This window comes from Aquimarina sp. RZ0, assembly GCF_008370685.1.
Lineage (GTDB): Bacteria > Bacteroidota > Bacteroidia > Flavobacteriales > Flavobacteriaceae > Aquimarina.
Genome location: NZ_VTZU01000001.1, coordinates 1 through 25,013, shown reverse-complemented (window position 1 = coordinate 25,013; position 25,013 = coordinate 1). Strand labels below are relative to the sequence as shown.

The window sequence follows — 25,013 nt, the reverse complement described above, 5'->3', positions numbered from 1 at the left end:
CTTCATTATGGTACAAAAGTCAAACTTTTCGGTTGAAAATATTACTCAATATGAGTTCAATACCTATGCTAAAATTCAATTAAAAACGGTCTTTATCTTTTGGTAATGACCGTTTCTTTTTAGCATTAAAAGGTTAATAAATCAATTTTTGCTATACAAAACCTTAACTTTCCCTCATTAATACTAATAAAAAGTTTGTTTTTAATATCTTTCGGTCGCTACATAAAATATTCATATAAAATTTACTCTGTGAAAAAAAATATCATTCTGCTTTTGGTTGTACTCACTATTTCGTGTAAAAACAAAAAACAACCTATGTTGGCTAACATACCTATAAATGTAAAAGAAACAATCAAAGCTCCTATAAGACAAAAAAAAGATCACCAAATTAGAGAGGTAAAAATAGCCAATATTGTTCCTAACCTTGATGGAAAAACAGATGACCCCGTATGGGATGAACGGAAATGGTATCCAATGGATCAGGCATGGATTGGAGAATATCCTTCTGTGGATGACTTTTTTGGAAGATATAAAATAGCCTGGACTCCTGAAGCTATCTACATTCTAGTAGAAATTAAAGATAATATACTATTAGATCAATATAAAAGCCCAACTAAACTATGGTGGGATGATGATTGTGTAGAAATTTTTATTGATGCAGATAATTCTGGTGGTATTCATCAGTTTAATAATAATGCCTTTGCATATCACGTAGCATTAGATGGTAATGTTATAGACCTTGATGCTCAGGAAAAACCTGTGCTTTATAATGATCATGTAACAACAAGACGCACTACAACCGGAAATGTATCTGTCTGGGAGTTTGAACTTATTGTATATGATGACACCTATGAAGAGGGCAAAACTAATGACGCCGTGATACTCGCTAGAGATCAAAAATTAGGTTTTGCAATAGCATACAATGATAATGACACGAGTAAGGAAAGGGAAAACTTTATGGGATCCGTTTTTGTACCGGGAGACGATAAAAATCAAGGATGGATTAATGCCGACATTTTTGGGACAATCGTTTTAACAGAATAAGTAAACTCCCTCGGAACAAGCCCGTGATGCATTTATTGAAAAAAAACATTTCGATTTCGAGGCAAGCCTGGAGCATTTAAATCTCGATTATCGATTAAAACAATCTATGCTAAAAATCAATAATTTTCTAAAAAAAACAAAGAGACTGTCTTTGTTTTTTTTATTTTACACAACGAACTCATCTTGAGTAATACGATTTATAACTAAAAATTTCGCATATTCATCGTTTCTTTTTCCTTTCTACTTCGTTTAAAAAATAAACCGTAGCTATAGCTATGCTTGATTTTTTTGCCTTGCATAAAGAAAAAATAATTCAATGAATTTATACGAATTTTTTAATCACAAATCGTATAATACTTTGACTTACAACCTTCAACAAAATTATCATAAATAATTTGTTATACGATTTACGGGTGAGAATTTCGTAAAAATAATGGCAAGGATTTTTCGCTAGATTGATGAATCAAATTAAAGAATAGCCATAGCTATTGTTTCATTTTATGAAGAAAATATAGTAGAAAAAGAATGTCATTAGATGCGAAATTTTTATTCGTAAATCGTATTAAGAGTGTTTTAAAAATTATTTAGTGTACAAATTGATATGCATATAAGATACTCCAGATCCATATATTTTATTTTTGAAATGAAAAACTTGATTTTACCATATTAAAACGCTTCATAAATCCCAATTTTGTGTCACTATTTACAAGTACTTCTTTTAGTGATTGTTCTTTTTCTTTTTTGATTAAATAAAAATCGTCTGGATGAAACTGATAAATATATTCTTTGGCAACATATTTATATGAATTCCATTCCTTTTTTATTTTATACTTATGGTTACTCATCGACCATTTTTGAAAATTTTCACTTTTGAAAAAATGAAATACTGTTGACTCTAAATCATAATGATTACGATTGATCCCATGAACTAATCTCATAGAAACAGTTTGCCATTTTAATGAAAAATTCAACCACCATAAATAATCAAACAATGTTATTATTTCGATTGGAGATTTCTTAAGCTGCGGCTCTATAAAATCAATAATTCTATTTGTATACTTATATGTTCCTAGTTTTCTGGTTATAATAAAATCTAGGATTTCAGTATATGGACTATAAGCATCTCCCGTAATAATCGAATATTTAAGCTTATCACTTCCGAAAAGCTGGTCTCCATGTTCTCCCGAAATAATGACTTCATCTGCAGAAATATGAGCTATGATACAGGTTTGAATAATTTCATAATTCAGTTTATCTTTTATTACATCTTTAAAAAAACCTGGATATTCAATAATCGATTCTTTTGATAATAATACATTTAGCCGATCGATATCATCGGTAGCTGTCAAATCCTTGATTAAAGAAATCAATGCAACCGTAGAGTCTATCCCTCCAGACCATAGCACTTTTAACTTACCCTTTGCAGAACTAGTAATCCCAGCTGCTCTAATATCGCATATTTTACTAAAGGATAAATCCGTATTTGTTTCATTGGGGATCTGATCAATAATTTTAAAATCAATTCCGGCATCAATAGTCTCTGTTCGATCTATCAATAGTGCCCCAAAAAACTCACAACTTTTTAAATATATGGGATTTGCCTTTTTTTTCCATAAGTGCGTATTAAACAATTGTTTTTTGGATAAATAATACAATTGACTATCAGGATTTGACAAAGACATCTTTAGGTTGTTTTTTACATATTTCCATGTATTCTTTTAGTTTACTCTCTATAAGTGACACATCAAAATCAGAAAAAGCAGCTGTAAACAAGCCCTTAAAACTAATACGATCGTTTTTCCTGCTGATTTTTAATAATGGAAATCGTTTTTTAAAAATCCAAAAAATACTGCTCACCCCCTCTATAAGCCATTCATTATTTCTTCTTCTCACTTGATGTGTTATATCATACCTCTTAACCGAAGAACCATGCTCGTAGGTAACGATTCTTTCTCGTATTAAAAAATCTCTTCTGGTTGTTGTACACATCTGATTGAATTCTTTTAAAAAATCATTAATGATTTTATCTATTTTTTCATTTTCCATTAGTTATATCATTACAGTTCCATTAAACATTGGATGGTTTTTTTCTAATGCACCTACTGAAGAATAAATATGTAAAGGTACTGCTATCAATGGGTTTTCAGTATTTGTTTCGAAATGATGAGGACACATTGGCTCTAGTATACATACAGCACCAGGCTCTAAATCTGTTACTACATTTCTGTTTTCTATCCCTACAATACTTTTTCCTACACCTGCTAAGATAAGAACAACCCGAAAGGTTGAATGGATATGATGCTCTTGTTCTTTGCTAAAAGGAGGCATCTTAAGGTATTGTAATGTGGGATCGCCTAATCTAATGGGAGGAAATAATTGTTTTGTAGAACATCCATTAACATAAGGTAGTGTGGTAACTCCATCCAGAGAAAAACTAGCATTGGGATGCATATACCCCCGAATTACGGTTGCCAGATATTTTGAGTTTATTATGCAAGGCCCTTTTTGTACTTTTACCTCTTTTAATTGATTATCAAAATAATAAACACAATCTCCTTTTGCTACTTCTATTTCCTGACCTCCTATATAAGAAGTAAAAAAATAAAGTTGATTTAGATCACTTTCAAATATATCCTGATTTTTTGTATGAAAATAATGTGCTCCGAATATTTTATTTGTCATAATTTTTTAATACACCTACTGTTATGAGATTACTACTTCGGGGTTTTACTCAAAACTAAACATTTAATAAGGTTACTACTAGAATATCTTTTAAATTTTATATTCTTTCTTTCATTTTTTTCTATGTAATTTTGAAAATATTATACACATCTCATTGTAAACCCTAATTATATCATATCCATTGTTACAAAAAAAGTCTAGAATTCTTAAACTAGCACTATTTGCTACTGGGCTCTCCGGAATTGTAGCAGAGTATATTCTATCTACTTTGGCTACTTATTTCCTTGGAGATTCTGTATTTCAGTGGACGATGATACTGTCTATTATGTTATTTTCTATGGGAGTAGGAAGTAGATTAAGCACATTCTTTACTACCAAAATTTTGGAAAAATTTCTAATCGCAGAGTTTTTATTATCCATACTCACCTCTACCGCAGCACTCGCTACGTATTTTTTAATGGGAATGACAGAAAATATAGGTGTCGTTATATATAGTTTTAGTATTTCTATTGGGTTATTAATTGGTATGGAGATTCCATTAGTAACCCGTATCAATGAAGAAAATGAAGAGCTAAGAACTAATATTGCCGGTGTTATGGAAAATGACTATTATGGCAGCCTCATTGGTGGTTTGTTTTTTGTATTTATCGGGTTACCTTTTTTGGGTTTAACCCACACACCTTTTATCCTTGGAGGTGTCAATTTTCTGGTAGCTATTGCGCTCTTTATACGTCTCAAAAATTATATTGATATTTCTTATAGATTACCTTTTACTATTACCATTCCGGTTATATTATGTATTATTCTATTTTTAAGCTACAATGCAGATGAAATTGTGTTGTATGGCGAACAAAAAAGATATAATGACAAAGTGGTGTTTTCTAAACAAACACGTTATCAAAAAATTACGATTACGCAATGGAAAGAGCATTATTGGTTATACTTAAATTCGAGTAAACAACTCTGCACATTTGATGAATTTTTATACCATGAACCTTTAGTTCATCCTGTCATGAAATTAACAAAAGATCCCCGCAATGTACTAATTCTTGGAGCTGGGGATGGTTGTGCTATCAGGGAGGTTTTAAAATATAAGAATGTAGAACAAATTACATTGGTCGATATTGATCCCGAAATGACAAAAATCGGAAAAACAAATGAGATTTTCACAACCATGAATGATAGTGCTTATTATGACCCAAAAGTAAGGGTAGTGAATCAAGATGCATTTCAGTTTTTAGAAAACACTACTGCATTCTATGACGTAATGATTCTGGATTTTCCAGACCCCAAAAGTATAGATTTGAATAGGGTATATACCAAAGAATTTTATCGACTTTGCCATCGTAGACTTCGTCCTTTTGGGCATATCATAACACAGGCCGTTAGCCCTTACTACACCACCAAAGCATTTCGATCTATCGAAAAAACTATAGGTGATTCGGGGTTTAATGTACTCCCTATTCGCAATCACGTATACTCATTTGGAGAATGGGGATGGGTGATCGGATCCAAGCAAGAAACTAAAAACAAGCTCAAAGAAAGGCTTTTGAATATGAATTTTGATGATCTCGATGTAGAATGGATTACGAATGAATCCATGAATTTGATGACCTCTTTTGGCAGGGATTTAATTAAAATAGATAGTGTAGAAGTTAATACGGTGCGTAATCCTGTACTTTATAAGTATTATCTGGATGGTACATGGGCCAAATTTTTATAGTATATAACTATGGATAGACGTCAATTTTTATACCTTAGTGGAGGACTAATTACAATAGCTGCTTGTGAAAAATCAACTAAAAAAGTTACTCCCAAACTTAATTTCCCTATCCATATTGATTCTAATCGTACAACAGGACATCTTGTTAAGTCTGCAATTCAACTACCTGTAACGGCTAAAGTAACAACAGAGACTCTCGTTGTGGGAGGAGGAATATCCGGATTGGCCGCTGCTTGCTCTTTACAGTCAAATGATTTTATAGTTTGTGAATTAAATTCACAGTTAGGAGGCACATCGAGTGCTATATCTATTGACAATGTTCTTTATTCCCAGGGAGCTCATTATGAACATACATATTTACATAATTATGGACAAGAAGGTTTACAACTACTAGAAAGGCTCGATATAATACAATTCAATACGCATACTAATTTATGGGATTTTGTAGATCAACAACACCTTGTAGCCCCTCATCAGGAAGAATCTTGTTATGTACATGGAGAAATGAAATCTTCTGTTTTGTTAAATTCAGAACTCCGAAAGAACTTTTTTGATTTAATTCACAGTTTTAATGGTAAGCTTCTTCTACCAAGCACTTTAATACCCTCAGACCTCTATTATCTCGATCATACTACATTTTATGAATATCTCAATAAATATTTACCTGTTGATAGTACATTTATAAACGCTATCGACTATCAAATGATGGATGATTACGGAGGTACTACCAAACAAATTTCTGCGTTGGCTGGTATTCATTATTATATGTGTAGGCCATATTATACGAACAAAAACATATCCTTGTTTTCGCCTACAGAAGGAAATTACTATTTTATTGATAAAATGAAGAACCATATTCCTTCTGGTAATATACAATGTAATCATCTGGTTTTTGGGCTAAAAAAAGAAAATAAAAAATGGCATGTAGATATAGTAGATATCAAAAATATGCTAAGAAAAAAAGTAATCGCTAATACCTTAATTTACTCTGGTCAAAAGCATGCTTTACAGTATACCAACCCTACATCATTTGAGCAGTTTAACGATATTTCTTATACGCCGTGGGTAATTATTAATGTGGTCCTTAATGATACTATTGAATTACCAAATAGCAAATGGCAAAATGATTTTATATCAAAGGACACAACATTTTTAGGTTTTACTGATTCTAAAATCCAAAGTAAAGAGCATCCACGTGTTCTTACTGCATATTACTGTTTTCCGGATATGCATCATTACAGTATCCAAAATCTCGAAACATCTTATGACGGTATAGTTCAGCAAACGCTACAAAAAATATCTACATACTACAAAAAGGATATTACTATTGCTGTAAAAGAAGTATATATTAAATTATTAGGACATGCTATGCCAATTCCTAAGCCCGGCTATTTGACTAAATCTCGAAATTTATTAATGGATGGTATGGCTTTTGCCGGAGCAGACACTGGGCGTTTACCTCTCTTATTTGATGCACTGGATTCTGGAATACAAGCTTCAAGAATGGTTTCGAACTTGTAAATCCAAACGTTTTTAATACATATCCCAATTACCATCCAGATAGTATTTATAAAGCATGGGCGAATTAATTGTATTAATTTCAACCTTAGAAGTATCTATAAGAGGTTTCCCAAAAGAGGTGATTAAATCTATCGCTTCTTTATTAAGCCACTTGTTATTAAGGTTTTTAAAAGAGGATTGCTGTAACTTTTCTATCATTCGTTCTTTGGTATACTTTTTACTCCCCAAAATCCATCCCCACTCTCCTAAGGTTAAAACCTGATTGTGCATCTGTAAAGTTGTAAAACCAGCTGTTTTCATGGTTTTATCAATACAATAAAATGCTTTTGTTGCATAATAAGGACTCCCTGCCTGTGTAATAATATGACCATTAGGTCGCAATGCACGATGAACTAAATGATAAAACTCCAAAGAATAGAGCTTATTAATTTCAATAGTTTTAGCATCGGGTAAGTCTACTATAATAACGTCATAATAGGTGTCATTTTTTTCTAAGAAAGTAAATCCGTCATCATTAATAATGGTTACTTTAGGGTCATGTAATGATGATTTATTATATTTCACGATCCCTTCAAACTCCTTTCCCAGCTGTGTCATCGCTGGATCTAAATCTACAACTGTAATCGTACGTACCTCTTTATACTTCAACAATTCTTTTACATTAAAACCATCTCCCCCACCTATAATCAGGATATTTTTATGTTCTGGAGTTAGTGCCATAATTGGATGTACCATGGGTTCATGGTATAAAAACTCATCAAAAGTACTTAACTGTTGATTTCCGTTAATGTATAACCAATAATGCTCTTTCCATTGCGTGACCGTAATGTGCTGATATTTGGATTGTTTCTGATATACTATCTTATCTTTATACCTGGATTGTTCTCCGTACAAAATTATATCTTCTGATGCAATAAATCCAATACTAAGTATTGCTGTAAGTGCTAATATACTTATCGTTACCCATTTTTTTTCTGTACTCAATATACTTTTATAATGCCAGAATAAGAGTATAGCGACTACAAAATTCAAGGTTCCAAAAATAAACGCGGTATTCGTAATTCCTAATTCTGGCAGCCCCCAAAATGCAAATAACAAACCGCCTATTAGACTTCCTATATAATCCCAGGACATAATATTCGATATATTTTTATGTAGTGATTCATAAGTTTCATTGAGTCTTGTTGCCAACGGGATTTCGAATCCAATACAAAAACCTACTAATAATGCCAGTCCGTAAATAATGATGTGTATAAATGCTGTTTTTGCAGCTATGGCATATACCAATAATGGAGAAAAGCTAATCAGAACAGATAATGAAAATTCTATAAGCAGAAATGTAAGTAGTATCCGTTTAGTTACCAATCGACTCATGCGACTACCAATACCCATGGCAAATAGCATTATAGATAATGTAATAGTCCATTGTACTATTACGTTTCCGATAAAATAAGATGCCAGTGTAGACAATATAAATTCTGAGGTCAACCCAGAAATACCTGTCGCAAAAATGGCAATTTTAAGCCAAAAACTCTTATTTGTTTTTAACATAATGTTTTAAAAAAGAGAAGGAATCTTATGTAAAACTCAGACAGATAAGTATTGATCCACCTATATATGAAAAAGCTTCAATAATTGCAGCTCCATTGTTGGGTTTTTCTTGATTTATAATTTCGTCAGTAAGATTTCTTTTGGGAAGCAGTATTTTATCGGTTAAAAATCTAGCCAAGGGCAGTAATAATAAACCTATCCCCGTTTCTAATAGTAAGTTTTCTCCAACAATAATCCAACTATCAGCTTCCATTTGCGCTCCAAAGCGTATAAGATTAGCAACAGCAATTATAGCTCCAGAAAAACCTATACCTACAGCCACATTATCATTTTTAATATGCTCATGGATATCATATGATGTTATCTTATTATACACAACACTTACTAATGCCAAAACAAACTGTGAAATCACCCAAAGTATCAGTATTTCCAAAAAATTATCGTGATTTTCTACAATTACGCCATATATCACTAAACTATTTGCAATACATATAGCTCCTTCCAGAATACCAACACCGACATTTTGATCCTCTACAATTTCCTTTTTAATCGAAAACTTTCTTAATACTAATTTGTCTGAAATCAAAATTGATACATTCAACAAAATAATGGACAGCAAGCCATATATACCAACTTCTATTAGGTCATCTACAATATGACCAATCCCTTCACCAGAATATACGGCAGATATTATAATCACCAATCCAATGTAGTAGCCAACATTTGCAAATGAAAACGCCAAATTATCTTTTTCTACCAATTCCTGATCCATATTAATATCTCTATGAAACAGTTGGTATATTTTTTTACCAATAAAGAACAAGGCAAAACTTATGACTAAATAGATTAATGCTGTAATCAGGTTATCTAGAGTTTCCAAAAAATTAAACTGCATATCTTTATAGAATTAATAATGTATTATAAAAAATCATTTACCGAAACCTGTACTTCTTGATCTACTCCCCGATCTGTTTCTTGATGACGACCAACCTGTATTAGCAGCTCTCCGTCTAAAGAAATTAGGCTTTTCTTTTCTGGTTTGCTGTGAATTTGTGCCATAAAGTGAACCACTTCCTTTTTTGGGACCGTAGTAATTTCTTGACCCGTAGTATCCACCACCCCGATAGGTATCGTAGTCATTTCTATAAACAGGTCTATTAATCATACCAAACATCTGACTCATAAACATATATCGCCCGTAGAATCCCCAAAAAGTACTGCCATTATGAGTTCTCCATTCACCATATCTACTATCACCCACATATCCATATCCAGGTGGTGCTGCAACTTTAGAAATCTTTCCCTGGTCTTTTTTTTCTAAAATTACCATCCCCAAATTATCTTCGTGCCTTGCAAAAAACTTTTCATCTACTTCAATCCAATCCGAAACTTGTTCATAGGGCGTATCATCTTCTTTATGCTTAATAACTCTATATTTATGTTGGTACGTATTAAAAAAAGTACCACTGACATCCATATCTTCTAGAATTACGGAGAACTGTTTTTCCTGGCTATTCTCTACAATATAATTGTCTAATGGGCTTTTTTTAAATTTTTTTGTTCCACAACTTGTAGCAAAGCCAAAAACAAAAAATCCTATCACTGTTATTTTTACAAAATTTGATATGCACATTTCTCTATTTTTATCTTGGAAGAATATTTGAAAATTCAAATTCTTTAACATAATTACCTTGAGATACTTCAAACTCTTCTTCACCAACTCTATTTATAGAAATCAATTCTTTGGTTTCTCTATTTTGATACGTCCAGCTTACAAGTTCTTCATATTCATCATCTGCTCCTTCTTCATTACAATGCCCCATACTAGCATCAATCCTTATAAAATCAACCGTATTATAGTTAATAGTTTTTGGGGCTTCATCAGTAGATGTTATTACTTCTATCAAGTTAGGCTGAATATCCAGTATATCAATTTTTTCCCAAATAGAGCATATTGATTCATCATCCTCTTCTACATAGAGGTAAAGGGTTTCATCTCCCGAATCCAGAAAATACTCTCTCGCGAATGAATTATTCCCCCAATCATAAAGATAAACACTTTTTACTTCCCAAGTCTTTAAAAAATAATCAAGTATGTATCCTTTTTTGAGGGTGTTTACTGTGAAATCAACTACACTCTCTTTTTTGTCTTTTTTGAAAAAATCAAATATTCCCATATCAATTAATTTATATCTTTACCACAATGTTTGCACGTCATTTTTTGATTTCTTTTTTCTAATGTGCCTCCAAATCCATTTGCCAAAATACCCGCTGGTAATGCAAATAAGCCCACTCCTAAAATCGCCATAATCCCTGCCATAAATTTTCCTAAGCCCGTAATAGGATATACATCACCATATCCTACTGTTGTAAGGGTCGCTACTCCCCACCACATAGTTGCCGGTATACTCGAAAAAGCATCTGGCTGTGCTTCATTCTCGACAAAATACATGAGACTTGATGAAATAACCAGCAATGTTAACACTGCAAAAAGCGAAATCACCAATTCTTCTTTTTTAGCCAAGATTACATAACGAATATGGCTAAAAGCTCTATTATATCTTGACAATTTTAAAATTCTAAACAACCTAATTAATCTAACCCCTCTGATTATTCTGGCATCTACACCTACAAACAAAGGAATATAAGCTGGTAGCACTGCTAATAAATCAATTACACTAAAAAAAGAGAACAAATATTTTAATCTTCCTAGTATTGGTTTTGAATATTTTTCATTCTCTGTAATGGACCATATTCTAAAAATGTATTCTATGCTAAAAACACAAATAGAAAATAATTCTATAAAATCAAAAATGAACTTATATTCTTCTTTTAATGAATGAATAGACTCCAGAACAACTGCAAGAACATTTATAAAGATTAAATAAACAATAAACAGGTCTACTCTCCTGCTCCATGTATCATTTATCTCTCCTTTTTCCAGAATTTCATAGGTTCTTTTCTTAAATCTATTATAATTCATTTAGTTGCTTTCTACTGTTAGTTATCAAACCTCGTTCTATACTTTTATAACTATGTTTGTTAGATCTTAACGCTTCGGCAATGAGTTGATAAGACATTTGATAATTCATTTCAGCATTACAAGTAAAAAAATCTACTGCAGCATACCCATGTTCTGGCCAAGTATGTATTGCTAAATGACTTTCGGCAATAACCACAACACCTGTTACCCCCTGAGGCGCAAATTGATGAAATATTGATTTTATTATCGTTGCTCCCGCAACCATTGCAGCTTCATTCATTGTCTCTTCTAAGGTGTCTAATTTATCAAGAATATCAATAGAACATTCGTGAAACTCCATAAGTATGTGCAATCCTAGTCCATTCATTAAATGTAGTGAGCTATTTTTTTTAAGCATTAGCAACTGTAATGATTCACAAGATAACTTATAAATCTGTTATAGACAGGTTTAACTTTAGCTGATTAAGTATCTTTTTTATTTGTGTTTATTTTTGCTTTTAATGCTGCCAAACTATCCGATACTTTACTTTCTGTACCATCTTTTAACACATCATTTATCTCATCATCTATAGATTTCCCAGTATTGGCGATCGTTCCATAAGCCTCAGACAATGCTTCTTCTTCAGCTACTTTTTCTTTCATTTTTTCTAATAGAGAAATGGTATTAGAAGAATCGATTGCTGAAATTTGTTTATTTAAATTTTTAGTAGCAGATGCTACTTTAACTCTGGCTTTCAACGTTTTTAATTCGTTCTCCCAGGAATTAATATTATTCTTCAATTCTTTGACAGTATGCTCTAGCTTAGTTACATTTTGACTAAACAGTAATTGTTCTTTTGATATTCTTTCTACCTGTTCTTCTGATGCTGATTTCTTTTGTAATGCCTGGCTTGCTAAACGATCCGCTTCATCAGAAGCTATTTGCCCATTTGCTGCTTTTTGAAGTAATAGCACTGCCTTTTTTTCATAATCCAAAGCTATTTGAGTTTCCTTTGTGATTTCATTTTTAGATCTAATTTCTAAAGCCTTAACTTCTGCTAGTGCTTTTAAACTATCTTCCAGATCCTTTTTCATATCCCTGATACCTTGCTCCGTCATTTTTATAGGATCTTCTAACTTATCTGCTACTGCATTTGCCTCTGCCTTTCCTATGGTAAATAACCTTTTAAACAAACTCATATTTATCTATATTTATTAGCTTGTAATGCGCACATTACAACATTTTACATTATTTATATGCAAATATACTACATATTTTATTTAATGCTAATATTTTTAGCATTAAATAAAAATTTAATGTAACTCACTAAACTATATTGATTAATATCTCTTAACAAAAAACAATAAAATCAATACCAAAAGCAATATGCTATTTTAATTAGCATACATTAATTCTTTTAAAGGAACAACTCAAAAAAACTTTAGTATATACAATCTAAAAAGGTACTATTACCTGAATTTCTATTAATTCCACGCGCATCAGGTAGAGTGAGATTCTGATCTGATTTTTGTGTCAAAAAACAAGTGTTTTAGGCTTAAAACCTATTTTCGATCGCTTTCCCTTCCTCAAAAGCACAGCTATTGACATATTCTTTTACGCGTCAGTTTAAACTCTGGATAAAATTTTTATTGGATGTTTCGAATTGACGGTTTTTAATCTTCTATATTAATAATTGAACTCAGGTTATTAATCCCATTTCTTAGATGAAATTACCTGTCAAAATTACTTTTTTTGTCCCACACCTCAGAATAAAAAGCATCGATAGCCCTTCTTTCTATGAATTTTATTTCTCGTGCGAATATAATATAATTTCAGTATTCTTTCGAACCCATGTCTTAAGCACCATATACTCTTTTTACCAAATAAGTATGTCCAGAAAACAAGTCATAGAAATAAACATCAACTTTGAAGGATTAGCAAAAAAAAATCGTGCTTAATACATAATTTCACATAAAAGATGGTATCAATCATTCAACAAATACTTACAAAACAGTCTCTATAAGCTCTTCCTCATCTCTTATACTTTCAGAAAAATTCACAGCAGTTTCTATAAGCGCCAAGTGAGAATATGCCTGCGGAAAATTACCAAGCAACCTCTTTGTCTTAAAATCAATATCTTCACTAAACAATCCTAAATGATTACTATATGATAGTAACTGATCAAACAGTAATTTTGCTTTTTCAGTTTCTCCTATTTTGTGTAAACTGTTAATGAACCAAAAACTACAAATAGTAAAAGAAGAAGAAGGTAGTCCAAAATCGTCTTTATTTTTATATCTGTACATCAAACCGTCATTACACAATTCTTTTTCTGTAGCCTTAACCGTACTGATAAATCGTGGGTCTTTTGCGTGAATGAAACCATAGGATTCCATTAATAATGTAGAGGCATCCAAATCACCAGATCCATAAGATTGAGTATATGCTTGTACTTCTTCGTTCCAGGCATTTTCATAAATATCATTATAGATACGATCTCTCAGCTCAATCCATCGTTCGTTTTTATTAGTCTTATCGATGATCTCTCCTATTTTTATAGCACGATCTACGGCTACCCAGCATAGTAATTTAGAAAATGTAAAATGTCTTTCTTCAGTTCTAAACTCCCATATACCCTTATCCGGTTTCTCCCAGTTTATATTGACAATATGTACAATACTTTTACTAATTGTCCATAAACTTTCACTTTCATCCTCTGTACAATCAAATTGTACAAACTGCTGATAGATGACATTCATCAGAATCCCATAAATATCGTTTTGTTTTTGATGATACGCAGCATTACCTGTTCTTACGGGACTTGAATTTTTGTATCCACTAAGATGATCTAATGTCTTCTCTGTTAGTTCTTTCTCACCATTAATACCATACATAATCTGGATCTTCTCATCTTTATCCGGTATAATATCAATGATAAACTGAAGAAAGCTTTGTGCAACTTGCCTATGGCCGAGATCAGAAATTACCTTAATTACCATGGATGCATCACGAATCCAGCAAAATCTATAATCCCAATTACGTACTTCGCCTATTGTTTCTGGTAATGAAGTGGTGGCTGCTGCCAGTACGGCTCCTGACTTCTCGTAGCTCAATAGCTTTAATACTAGCGCGCTCCTAAGAATTTGATCGTTATATACCGCATAAGAAGTCGTTTTCTCGCTCCAGTTCAACCAATACACGCGGGTCCTTTGAAGTTTTAAATAACATAATTCTAATGATTGTTCGACAATTTTCTCATGATAACTAATTAAAAAATAAGCGTGTTCTGTTAATGTAATCTCTTCTGTTCTTAATATTTTGTCTAAGTCTACATCAGAATACAGATATAATGTATCATAATTTTCATCGTTTGTAATACTTTTTATAGATCTGTTTGCTTTTTTAGAATGAGTTTCTCCTTTAGCATACTCTAGTTTTGGTTGATAATTAACCTTAAAAACAGGAGTCCCCGAAATCAACTTTATATATCGTATAATATCTGCCGGAGTATGATAAGAACCATTTTCCTTTTGATATCTCGGCATAAAATCAATACTCTCAAAACTATCGGTTCCGTTTGTAAATTCGGTAACCAGAATATTGGTTTTATGAATATATTTCTGAGAAATTTTATAGTCTTCAGAAACTATAATCTCAAAAGTTCCTCCTTTTTTTTCATCCAATATCTTTGCAAAGACCGAAGAGGAATCAAAATTTGGCAAACAACACCAGTCAATAGCTCCGTTTTTTGAAATTAACGCTGCGCTTTTACAGTTTCCAATAATCCCATAATCTAAATTATTCATAGACTTCTAAAATTCTTTTAAATAGACGTATCTTTATTTTTTTTCTAATTTAACAATTCATCATTAGCCAAACAACTTTAACCACACTTTATGAGTAAAACTATCATAATCTCAAATCGATTACCATTACAATTAGAAATTAATAACGATTCTATTACTGCAACACCAAGCGTTGGAGGGTTAGCAACGGGCATGAAATCTGTACACTCTGGAAGCGATAGTATTTGGGTAGGTTGGAGTGGTCTTACTGAAGAATCCTTAAACACTGAAAATCAAAATCTTGTAAGCGAATCTTTAAAAAAGCACCAATGCCTGGGAGTCCCTTTGTCAGAGTTAGAAATAGAAGGGTTTTATTATGGTTTTAGTAATAATACCCTCTGGCCATTATTCCATTATTTTATGGAATATACAGAATTTGATAAAGAAAATTGGGAAACATATCAATCAGTAAATCAAAAATTTGCGAATATTGTTTTAGAAAATCTGGAAGAAGGTGATACGATATGGATTCATGATTATCAATTATTATTGCTTCCGGAAATGATTCGTAAACAAAAACCAAATGTAACTATTGGATTCTTTTTACATATCCCATTTCCTTCTTATGAGGTTTTCAGAACCATTCCGTGTAGACAAGAATTATTAAAAGGGATGCTTGGCGCCAATCTTATTGGTTTTCACACCTATGATTATGAAAGGCATTTTTTAAGCTCCGTTCAGAGAATTCTAGGATATGAAATCAATTTTAACAATGTACAATTAGATAATCGGATCATAAAAGTAGATTCTTTTCCTATGGGTATTGATTATGATAAATTTCATAATGCAGCCAAAATTCATGATCAGAAAGAAAAAGGTGATAAAACAGAAATACAACAGGAAATTGATAAACATTTACAGGATAGTAAACAAACGAAACTAATATTATCAATAGATCGACTGGACTATACAAAAGGAATTGCTAATCGCCTTAGAGCTTTTGAATATTTTTTAGACAAATATCCTCAGTTCAAAGGAAAAGCAAGATTAGTCATGCTCGCGGTACCCTCCAGATCAGATGTGCCTCAATATCAAATATTAAAAAACGAAATTGACCAGCTAGTTGGCAGGATTAATGGAAAGTTTGCTGAAATAAGCTGGACTCCTATATGGTATTTCTATAGATCTATGCCTTTTGAAAATTTAATAGATTTATATACTTCTAGTGAAGTAGCACTCTTAACACCCATTAGAGATGGGATGAATTTAGTAGCAAAAGAATACATCGCCTCCAGGGTGGATATGAAGGGAGTATTAATTCTTAGTGAGATGACCGGGGCATCCAAAGAAATGAGTGAGGCACTAATTATAAACCCAAATAATTTTGAAGAGATTGCAGACACTTTGAAGTTTGCTCTAGAAATGCCCGAAGAAGAACAGATTAAAAGAAATAGTGCTTTACAAAAGCGTCTTAAAAGATATGATGTAGAAAAATGGGCAAATGATTTTATGGAATCATTAGAAATGACCAAAACTACTTTAAAAAAATATTCTTTAAAGAAATTGACGAGTTCTGTTAAAGAAGAAATACTATCTCGTTTTTCTAAAGCTACCAATAGAATATTATACTTAGACTATGACGGAACATTAGCGCCTTTTGAAAAAATACCGGAAGATGCTAAACCAACCCAAAAAATATTTGACATTTTAGATAAAATACATGCAACCCCTAATACGAAGCTCATTCTCATTACAGGAAGAGATAAAGCTACTTTTGATAAATGGTTTAGTCATAAAGAGTATACATTAATCACAGAGCATGGTGCCTGGCTAAAAGAAAGCAATAAAGAGTGGGAATTATTAGAACGTGTCAATAATGACTGGTTTGGTTCTATAGCACCTGTTCTGGAATCTTTTACGGATAGAACCCCAGGTTCGCTAATCGAAGAAAAAAATTATTCTCTTGCCTGGCATTTTAGAAATGTAGATCCGGATTTAGGAAAATTAAGAGCTATGGAGCTTAAAACTACAATTCAGCATTTAATTGCCAATCATAACCTGGAAATATTAGAGGGCGATAAAGTTTTAGAGATAAAAGTCAGCGGTATCGACAAAGGGAAATCAGCTTGTAAAATGCTCACAGGCAAAGAATATGATTTTATATTTGCAATTGGAGACGACTGGACTGATGAATTTATGTTTAAAGAATTACCTTCTTCATCTTACACTGTAAAAGTAGGACTTAAAAAAACGATTGCTAAATATTATGTAGAAGATACCCATCAAGTACACCAATTATTAAAAGAATTCTCTTAAATTGTAATAAAATACTATTTGAAACCAAAATTTTACATTCTTCCTGTCATTATTATTGCCCAATTTTTCTGTACCTCTCTCTGGTTTGCAGGAAATGCTGTTATTGATGATCTGGCAGCTCAGTTTAGTGTAAAATTCAATATTTTAGGATACTTACTATCCTCGGTTCAGCTTGGATTTATTATTGGTACACTTACCTTTGCGTTACTCACATTATCCGATAGATTCTCCCCTTCTAAGATATTTATGGTATGTGCCATATTAGGAGCGCTTTCTAATATTGTATTATTAATACCAAATATTACGGTGTTTAATTTATTGACCGCTCGTTTTGGAACTGGTTTTTTTCTGGCAGGGATATACCCTGTTGGGATGAAAATTGCATCGGATTATTATAAAGAAGGTTTAGGCAAAGCGCTGGGATACCTTGTAGGTGCTCTTGTTCTTGGTACAGCTTTACCGCACTTACTAAAATCGTTATCGTGGAATGGCGATTATTATATTGTGATACAGGCTACTTCGCTTCTTGCATTAATAGGCGGACTATTAATATATTTTTTTGTCCCCAATGGTCCCTATAGAAAATCCGTATCTAAGTTACAATTAGGAGTAATCACAGAATTATTTAGTATTATTAGTTTTAGAAAAGCGGCATTGGGATATTTTGGACATATGTGGGAGCTATATACCTTCTGGGGATTTGTTCCTTTGATTCTCAAAACCTATGTCCACCATAAACAACTGACAATTCCGGTTTCATTTTGGTCTTTTATTGTGATTGCTGTCGGTTTTATTTCATGTATACTTGGTGGGTATATTTCCTTGAGAATTGGTAGCAGAAAGGTAGCAAGATACTCATTAATTCTCTCTGGTATTTTTTGTATCTGTTCTCCTTTGCTATTTGAACTTTCAATAGATTTATTTTTAACAGCTCTATGCTTATGGGGAATGGTCGTCATTTCAGATTCACCACAATTCTCTACCCTTGCAGCTGCCGCAGCTCCTGCACAATTAAGGGGCACAGGACTCACTATTATTAATAGTATTGGTTTTGCAATTACCATAGTGAGTATTCAATTATTATCTTTTTTAATAGAACTAATAGAACCTACCTATTTATATATATTTTTAGGCATCGGTCCTATTGTTGGATTATATGCCTCCAGAAAACAATAAACCACTACTCCCAACAAACAACTAAGAAATTATACCCGATTGATTATAAAAAAAGTTGAAAATCCAACGCTTATTTTTTATCTTGTATAGCTATAAAATTCCTGCATAGCCTGAGCTACAGAAGCTTTTTACAATGACGAAAAAGAGAAAATGAACCCGTATATTAGTTTATTTTTATGATTGATTTGGTATTACTTACTATTTCAGTGTATTTTAGGAACTAAAAACATGCAAAAAAGTGTTACTTTTCTCATTCTACTCAATTCTTTTATATCTCTTTCTCAGTCTGATACCGAAATTTATCTATTTGATATCTCTACAAAAGAAGGTGTTTCGGAATTAACGAATCAAAAAAATATTTCTAATAATAAAGGCTATGATAGTCAACCTTCTTTTTATAAGGACAGTATTATTTTGTTTTCTTCTACCAGAAATAAACAAACTGATATTGCTCGGTACAGTATCAAGGATACTCAAGTAACGTGGATATCTCAAACTCCTGGAGGAAGTGAATACTCTCCCCTTAAAATTCCTGACCAAAAATCAATATCAGCTATTCGACTGGATACATCTGGTAAGCAATTAGTCTATAAGTATGAATATAAAACCGGAAAATCAAGCGTTCTCATCAAAGATCTTGTTGTAGGATATCAAACCTGGTTTAATAAAGACATACTGGTTTCCTCTGTTCTTGAAAATGAAGGGTTATCATTAGTGGTTTCGAATATAAAAGAACACACTAATAAGACTTTTCAGAATACAATAGGAAGATCACTACACAAAATCCCCAATTCTCATCTTATTAGCTATATCAGCAAAGAAAATGAACAATGGGAGATCAAATCTCTAAATCCGGTAACAGGAGAGATCCAAAAAATTATTAATACTATTCCAGAATCCGAAGATATGTGTTGGTTAATTGATGGAACTATTCTTATGGGCAAAGGAAATAACATCTTTAAATTTAATCCCAAAACAGATAAAAAGTGGAGTCTTTTCTACTCTTTTCTTGATAAAGAAATTGCTAATATTAGCAGAATGGCAACTAATCAAACCGGAACACTGCTAGCACTTGTATCTGATGTTTCGCCAGAGCATATTGTACAAAAACAATTAGATGCCTATAATGCACGAAATATTGATGCTTTTTTGGACACCTATGCCGATACAATAAAAGTTTTTAAATACCCTAATCAATTGCAATATCAGGGAAAAGAAAATATGAGAAATGGATACGCCTCCTTTTTTGAAAAAACTCCTGATCTTAATTGCAAAATTAAAAACAGAATTGTGACAGGCAATAAAGTAATTGATGAAGAATTTTTAACCATCAATGGCAAACACTATTATGCCGTTGCGATCTACGAAGTAGAAAATGGTAAAATTGCAAAAGTTACTTTCCTAGAGTAAGAACGTAATGGACGTATCTAGTGATCCCATCTTGAGTATTGGTTTTCAACCGAAAAGTTTAGCTTTTGTAGGTCAAAACAGTACTCAAGATGAGTTCAATAACATTTTAACAACTGTATTGTTATAATTTTTTTTAACTAAAACCGAGACCAGAAGTCCCCAATTCTACTGAAAAAAATAAAACTATTTCATTAAAAAAGCTCTTTTTTTAATAGTAAACACCCGCCGAAGGACTACAACTATCAAAATATAAAATAAAAACCATAGTTGTAAATTTTATATTTGGCGACTTTGTAAATACATACAGACCTTACGATTTATCCCAAAATCCTTATGTTTTCTTATACCATGTTATCTTCTGTTGCGACCTATCCGAGTAAGCAAGTCCTGAATCCATTCCGCCCGAGTATGAAGTCCGATGTGCTGTTTTTAAAACCCTTTTCTTTCGCAGAGCTACAAAATCCGTTAACAGATTAAAGTTTTTTAATGCAAAATTGTTTGGCAGCTTTGCCTTAGTTCAAAATGAAGTTGTTATGAGAATCCTAGTACAATTACTATTATTTCTATTTTGTGGATATGCAATGGCACAGTCCGCAATGGTCAGCGGTTATCTGCAAGATGAGAAACAACTCCCAATTCCATTCGCCAATGTGATTTTATATTCAATGGTGGACAGTAGTTTGGTAAAGGCTGGAATTACAACAGAAATAGGGCTTTATCAACTAAACGGAATACCTAAAGGCTTTTATTTTTTACAATTTTCTTCGCTCGGTTACGGCAATTTAAAAACAAGTAGTATAGAATTAAAAGCGGATCAAAAACTGGATTTGGGAACAAACACCCTAAAACCGTCTTTGGAAACATTGGACGAAGTTACCTTAACTGCTACTAGACCGGTAATTTCCGTCAAACCAGATCGTATGATATTCAATGTTGAAAATACCGTGAATAGTGTCGGTTTTGATGTTATTTCGCTATTGCGAAAAGCACCTGTTGCTACCATTGATAACAACAACAATATTAGTGTTCTCGGGCGTACAGGGGTTTTGGTCTATATAGATGGTAAACGACTGCCCTTGACAGGCGATAATTTGAGTAATTATTTGCAAAATATATCTTCCGAACAGATTGACAGACTTGAAATTATTACAAATCCTGATGTTAGTTACGATGCCGAAGGTAATGCAGGTATTATTGATATTCGATTGAAAAAAGATAAAAATCTCGGTATAAATGGTACGCTAAAAACTACTTATGGTCAAGGTCAATATGCAAATTATAATGTCAATGCAAGCGGAAATTGTCGCAACAAGAAATTGAATGTTTTTACAACGGTTGGCATATCTGAAAATAATAGTTTCAACGAGAGTAGTTTTGACAATTATCAAAATGTACTACGTTTACTCGAAACCAACAATTTTAAAAGCAATTCTCAGGACTTTAATTTTCGATTGGGAATGGATTTCTTTTTAGCACAGAATCACACGCTTGGAATATTAATTAATGGAAACCAAGGAGCAAACGACCGAAACACACCGTCTAAAACACAAATTTCAAACCAAAATACTCCAAATCAAATAGATAGCCTTTTGGTGGTTAACGGAACATCAAATGCAAAAAATGCACGTCAGACCTACAATCTCAATTATTTATTTGAAAACAAAAACGGAAAGCGATTGAATATAGATTTAGATTATGGTAAATATCGTAATGAATCGGAACGGTTTCAACCTAACGAATATTTTGATAGCGAAAATGAATTGTTATTGGAAGAAATCAGCCAAATAGATGCACCTACTGAAATAGATATTTTTACATTTAAAGTTGATTTTGAGTATAAATTTTGGGAAGGAACTCTGGGTATTGGCTCAAAAACGAGTAAAATAATTACGGAAAACAAATATCTGTTTTTTGATGGAATAGACGATTTCTTTCAACGAAATAACAACCGTTCCCGATTGTTTAATTATGCTGAAAACGTCTTCGCCAATTATCTGAATTATTCAAAATCGTTTTCTGAAAAATGGAATCTTTCGTTAGGCTTAAGGGTCGAAAAAACCAACGCCAAAGGCAATTTGCAGGCTTTTGTTACCGAATTGGATGAACCGCCAGTTAAACTTGATTATTTAAACTGGTTTCCAAGTGTAGGACTGACTTGGCAAGCAAGTACAAACAACAACTATTCCTTTAATTACGGTCGTAGAATCAATAGACCGAATTATTTTTTACTGAATCCGTTTACAGACCAAATCACACAATTGTCCTTTGAAAAAGGGAATCCGTTCTTGCGTCCTGAAATCGTGAATAACTTTGAAATAGGATATTCGCATACATCAAATTATAATTTCAAGATATTTTATAGTAGAACAAAGGATAAAATAACGCGTTTGGTCGGTCCAGACGAAAACGACCCAAGAGCAACTTTCAGTACTTTTGAAAATCTCGGTAGCCAAACGGTTTTTGGATTTAATTCCAACATATCGTTAAAGGTAAGTAGTTGGCTGAAAACATACTTTAATTTTAGTTCTTCATACATCGACAATCAGGCAAATTTTGGTGATGATGCCATAATCGACCTACAGGTTTTTTCATATAAAATTTATTCACAGAATTCCTTTAAATTGGGCAATGGCTTTAATGCCGAAATTTCAGGGTATTATAATGGACCAAATATCTTTGGTGGCAATTTTAAAATGAAACCTATTTGGAGTATAGACGTGGGGTTACAACGGAAATTTTTAAATGAAAATTTGAACGTTCGTTTAGTTGCAACAGATATTTTTTATACAAACAATTTTGAAGGCGTTGCAGAATTTGACGGTCTGACCTATTTCGGAAACGGAAGAAGGGACAGCCGAAGAGTAAGCATAAACTTATCCTATAATTTTGGAAACCAAAATTTAAAATCAAGAAATAGAAATCAAGGCTTGGAAAACGAACAAAAAAGAATAGAATAGTGAAACTGACATTTCAAAAAATAATAAGACTTGAACCATTGATGCACGTAATTTTTTGGTGTCTTGTTTTGTTGTATCCCTATATTGAAAATTTAGGCAGGGAAGGTGGCTATTCAATGGGTTTAATTCACGAATTAGTTGGTTTGGTTTTCAATATGATTCCTGTTTACGTAATGTATTTTTGGTTTTTTTCGTTGAAGAACAAAAAGAAAATTGCACCTTTTATTGTGGTATTCTTCATAGCACTTGCCTATATCGAATTTTACTTCGATGGTTTTTTTCATTCAGGCGATTATCATAATTATTGGGCTGGAATATTAACCAATGTAATCAGTTATACTTCTTTGACCATTTTATTTTTTGCCGTTTACTCTCTGAAACAATTATATCAAAAACAACAAGAATTGGATATTGCCGCCGTAAAAAATCAGGAAGCGGAATTGCGAGTATTGAAAGGACAGATAAATCCGCACTTTTTGTTCAATACCCTGAATACGATTTATGCGAGTGCTTTGGAAAAGGATAATAAAACACCTGATTTAATTTTAAAACTTTCCGACAGTTTTAGGTACATTCTGACCGAAGGACAAAAAAACAATGTCCCTTTAAAAAAGGAAATAACCCATATAAAGGATTATATTAATTTACAGGAAGAACGGTTATCCAACAAAATTTTAGTCGATTGGTCGGAAGATATTGATGATTATGAACAAAAAATTCCGCCTTTGCTATTTATTTCATTGGTAGAAAATGCCTTTAAGTATAGTAGTATGTTAACGGGCGAAGGGCATTTGATTATTTTGAAAACACGATTGAAAGATGGGAAACTCACTTTTTATGTAGAAAATTCGTTTAAGGAGAATTCAGGAAACGAATTGGACACCGATTGGAAAGAAAGCGGTATAGGGCTTGAAAATACCAAAAAAAGGCTCCAATTATTGTTCTCGGATAGGTATAAAATGGAAATCAATAAAAAAGACGAAACATTCAAAGTTTCGCTAACCATACAATTATGATTAAGTGTTTAATTTTGGAAGATGAGAAATCGGCACAAAAAGTGCTCAAAAACTATATCAAAAAAACACCATTTCTCGAATGTATCGGTATTTATGAAACAGGATTGAACATACCCATTGCAGAATTACAAAAAATCGATGTTTTGTTTTTGGATATTCAATTGCCCGAATTAAACGGACTTTCATTTTTAAAAACTATATCAAACCCACCAAAAGTTATCGTAACTACTGCATTTCCAAACTATGCTATTGAAGCATTTGAAGAAGCGGTCGTTGATTATCTGTTAAAGCCCTTTTCTTACGAACGTTTTTTTAAAGCTGTTACAAGAGTGCGAAATGATGCTATTCATCAAAATAAAGAAGTTGACAAAAACCTATTTCTGTATTCGGATAAAACCTTGTACAAGATTAATGCCGATGATGTTTTGTTTTTAAAAGCTGAAGTGGATTACGTTAATGTGGTCACTGAAGAAAAGAATATTTTGATTTTGGATAGTTTACGCAACTGGAATGAAAAATTGCAAAATTTTAGATTTATTCAAGTACACCGTTCGTATATCATAAATATTGACAAAATCAAAAAAATATATGGAAATCAGGTTTTTATAAGCGATAAGGCAATTCCAATCGGTAAGACCTACAAAGATGATTTTTTGAAAAAGATTAAATAAGGTTATAAATCTAGTACTTATACGATTTGTGATTAAAAAATTCGTATAAATTCATTGAATTATTTTTTCTTTATGCAAGGCAAAAAAATCAAGCATAGCTATAGCTACGGTTTATTTTTTAAACGAAGTAGAAAGGAAAAAGAAACGATGAATATGCGAAATTTTTAGTTATAAATCGTATTACATCAAATTCCTTCC

Annotated in this window: 20 protein-coding genes; 9 read left to right on the top strand and 11 right to left on the bottom strand. The window is 32.3% G+C overall.

Going from position 1 to position 25,013, the window contains the following annotated elements:
- Window positions 1-249 precede the first annotated feature (249 nt).
- Window positions 250-1,044: a CBM9 family sugar-binding protein gene (locus F0000_RS00100; RefSeq protein WP_255452579.1), complete on the top strand. Its 795-nt coding sequence runs from the start codon at window positions 250-252 to the stop codon at window positions 1,042-1,044.
- 632 nt (window positions 1,045-1,676) lie between these two features.
- Here the strand turns inward: F0000_RS00100 and F0000_RS00095 are convergent.
- From F0000_RS00095 to F0000_RS00085, 3 genes are read right to left on the bottom strand one after another with little or no spacing between them, the layout of a single operon-like run.
- Entirely contained in the window at window positions 1,677-2,726 is a 1,050-nt protein-coding gene (locus F0000_RS00095) for a hypothetical protein (protein ID WP_149622652.1), read from the bottom strand.
- Entirely contained in the window at window positions 2,707-3,090 is a 384-nt protein-coding gene (locus F0000_RS00090; protein ID WP_149622651.1) for a hypothetical protein, read from the bottom strand. The genes F0000_RS00095 and F0000_RS00090 overlap by 20 nt, the downstream gene beginning before the upstream one ends.
- A gap of 3 nt (window positions 3,091-3,093) precedes the next feature.
- The gene (locus F0000_RS00085) at window positions 3,094-3,726 is read right to left on the bottom strand and encodes a hypothetical protein (RefSeq protein WP_149622650.1); all 633 of its coding nucleotides are present in this window, start codon (window positions 3,724-3,726) and stop codon (window positions 3,094-3,096) included.
- Window positions 3,727-3,907: 181 nt separating this feature from the next.
- Between F0000_RS00085 and F0000_RS00080 the strand changes: the two genes are divergently transcribed.
- On the top strand, window positions 3,908-5,449 hold the full coding sequence (locus tag F0000_RS00080) for a polyamine aminopropyltransferase (RefSeq protein ID WP_149622649.1): 1,542 nt from the start codon (window positions 3,908-3,910) through the stop codon (window positions 5,447-5,449).
- Between the two features lie 9 nt (window positions 5,450-5,458).
- On the top strand, window positions 5,459-6,970 hold the full coding sequence (locus tag F0000_RS00075) for an NAD(P)/FAD-dependent oxidoreductase (RefSeq protein ID WP_149622648.1): 1,512 nt from the start codon (window positions 5,459-5,461) through the stop codon (window positions 6,968-6,970).
- Window positions 6,971-6,982: 12 nt separating this feature from the next.
- On the opposite strand, the gene F0000_RS00070 is transcribed toward F0000_RS00075, so the two are convergent.
- The 8 genes from F0000_RS00070 to F0000_RS00035 all read right to left on the bottom strand — a co-directional run bounded on the left by F0000_RS00070 (window position 6,983) and on the right by F0000_RS00035 (window position 15,290).
- Window positions 6,983-8,521 (bottom strand): polyamine aminopropyltransferase, encoded by a 1,539-nt coding sequence (locus F0000_RS00070; RefSeq protein WP_149622647.1) that lies wholly within the window; start codon window positions 8,519-8,521, stop codon window positions 6,983-6,985.
- A 25-nt stretch (window positions 8,522-8,546) separates the two neighbouring features.
- On the bottom strand, window positions 8,547-9,416 hold the full coding sequence (locus F0000_RS00065; RefSeq protein ID WP_149622646.1) for a DUF350 domain-containing protein: 870 nt from the start codon (window positions 9,414-9,416) through the stop codon (window positions 8,547-8,549).
- Window positions 9,417-9,449: 33 nt separating this feature from the next.
- Window positions 9,450-10,154: a hypothetical protein gene (locus F0000_RS00060; protein WP_149622645.1), complete on the bottom strand. Its 705-nt coding sequence runs from the start codon at window positions 10,152-10,154 to the stop codon at window positions 9,450-9,452.
- A gap of 10 nt (window positions 10,155-10,164) precedes the next feature.
- Window positions 10,165-10,698: a DUF4178 domain-containing protein gene (locus tag F0000_RS00055; RefSeq protein WP_149622644.1), complete on the bottom strand. Its 534-nt coding sequence runs from the start codon at window positions 10,696-10,698 to the stop codon at window positions 10,165-10,167.
- A 5-nt stretch (window positions 10,699-10,703) separates the two neighbouring features.
- Window positions 10,704-11,504, bottom strand: a complete 801-nt coding sequence (locus F0000_RS00050; protein ID WP_149622643.1) for an ion transporter — start codon at window positions 11,502-11,504, stop codon at window positions 10,704-10,706.
- The gene (gene speD / locus F0000_RS00045; protein ID WP_149622642.1) at window positions 11,494-11,871 is read right to left on the bottom strand and encodes an adenosylmethionine decarboxylase; all 378 of its coding nucleotides are present in this window, start codon (window positions 11,869-11,871) and stop codon (window positions 11,494-11,496) included. The genes F0000_RS00050 and speD overlap by 11 nt, the downstream gene beginning before the upstream one ends.
- A 95-nt stretch (window positions 11,872-11,966) precedes the next feature.
- Complete coding sequence (locus F0000_RS00040; RefSeq protein ID WP_149622641.1) at window positions 11,967-12,683, bottom strand: PspA/IM30 family protein; 717 nt, start codon at window positions 12,681-12,683, stop codon at window positions 11,967-11,969.
- A gap of 804 nt (window positions 12,684-13,487) precedes the next feature.
- Complete coding sequence (locus F0000_RS00035; protein ID WP_149622640.1) at window positions 13,488-15,290, bottom strand: glycoside hydrolase family 15 protein; 1,803 nt, start codon at window positions 15,288-15,290, stop codon at window positions 13,488-13,490.
- Window positions 15,291-15,380: 90 nt separating this feature from the next.
- On the opposite strand from F0000_RS00035, the gene F0000_RS00030 reads away from it, so the two are divergent.
- From F0000_RS00030 to F0000_RS00005, 6 genes are all read left to right on the top strand, one after another.
- Window positions 15,381-17,585, top strand: coding sequence for a bifunctional alpha,alpha-trehalose-phosphate synthase (UDP-forming)/trehalose-phosphatase (locus tag F0000_RS00030; protein ID WP_149622639.1), 2,205 nt, complete (start codon window positions 15,381-15,383; stop codon window positions 17,583-17,585).
- Between the two features lie 18 nt (window positions 17,586-17,603).
- Window positions 17,604-18,761, top strand: a complete 1,158-nt coding sequence (locus tag F0000_RS00025; protein WP_149622638.1) for an MFS transporter — start codon at window positions 17,604-17,606, stop codon at window positions 18,759-18,761.
- A 228-nt stretch (window positions 18,762-18,989) separates the two neighbouring features.
- Entirely contained in the window at window positions 18,990-20,171 is a 1,182-nt protein-coding gene (locus F0000_RS28060; RefSeq protein ID WP_223148861.1) for a nuclear transport factor 2 family protein, read from the top strand.
- Window positions 20,172-20,704: 533 nt separating this feature from the next.
- A complete protein-coding gene (locus F0000_RS00015; RefSeq protein ID WP_149622637.1) occupies window positions 20,705-23,128 on the top strand; it encodes an outer membrane beta-barrel family protein in 2,424 nt (807 codons plus the stop codon).
- A complete protein-coding gene (locus F0000_RS00010; protein ID WP_149622636.1) occupies window positions 23,128-24,144 on the top strand; it encodes a sensor histidine kinase in 1,017 nt (338 codons plus the stop codon). The genes F0000_RS00015 and F0000_RS00010 overlap by 1 nt, the downstream gene beginning before the upstream one ends.
- Entirely contained in the window at window positions 24,141-24,815 is a 675-nt protein-coding gene (locus tag F0000_RS00005; protein ID WP_149622635.1) for a LytTR family DNA-binding domain-containing protein, read from the top strand. Before F0000_RS00010 ends, F0000_RS00005 begins: the two co-directional genes overlap by 4 nt.
- Window positions 24,816-25,013: the final 198 nt, after the last annotated feature.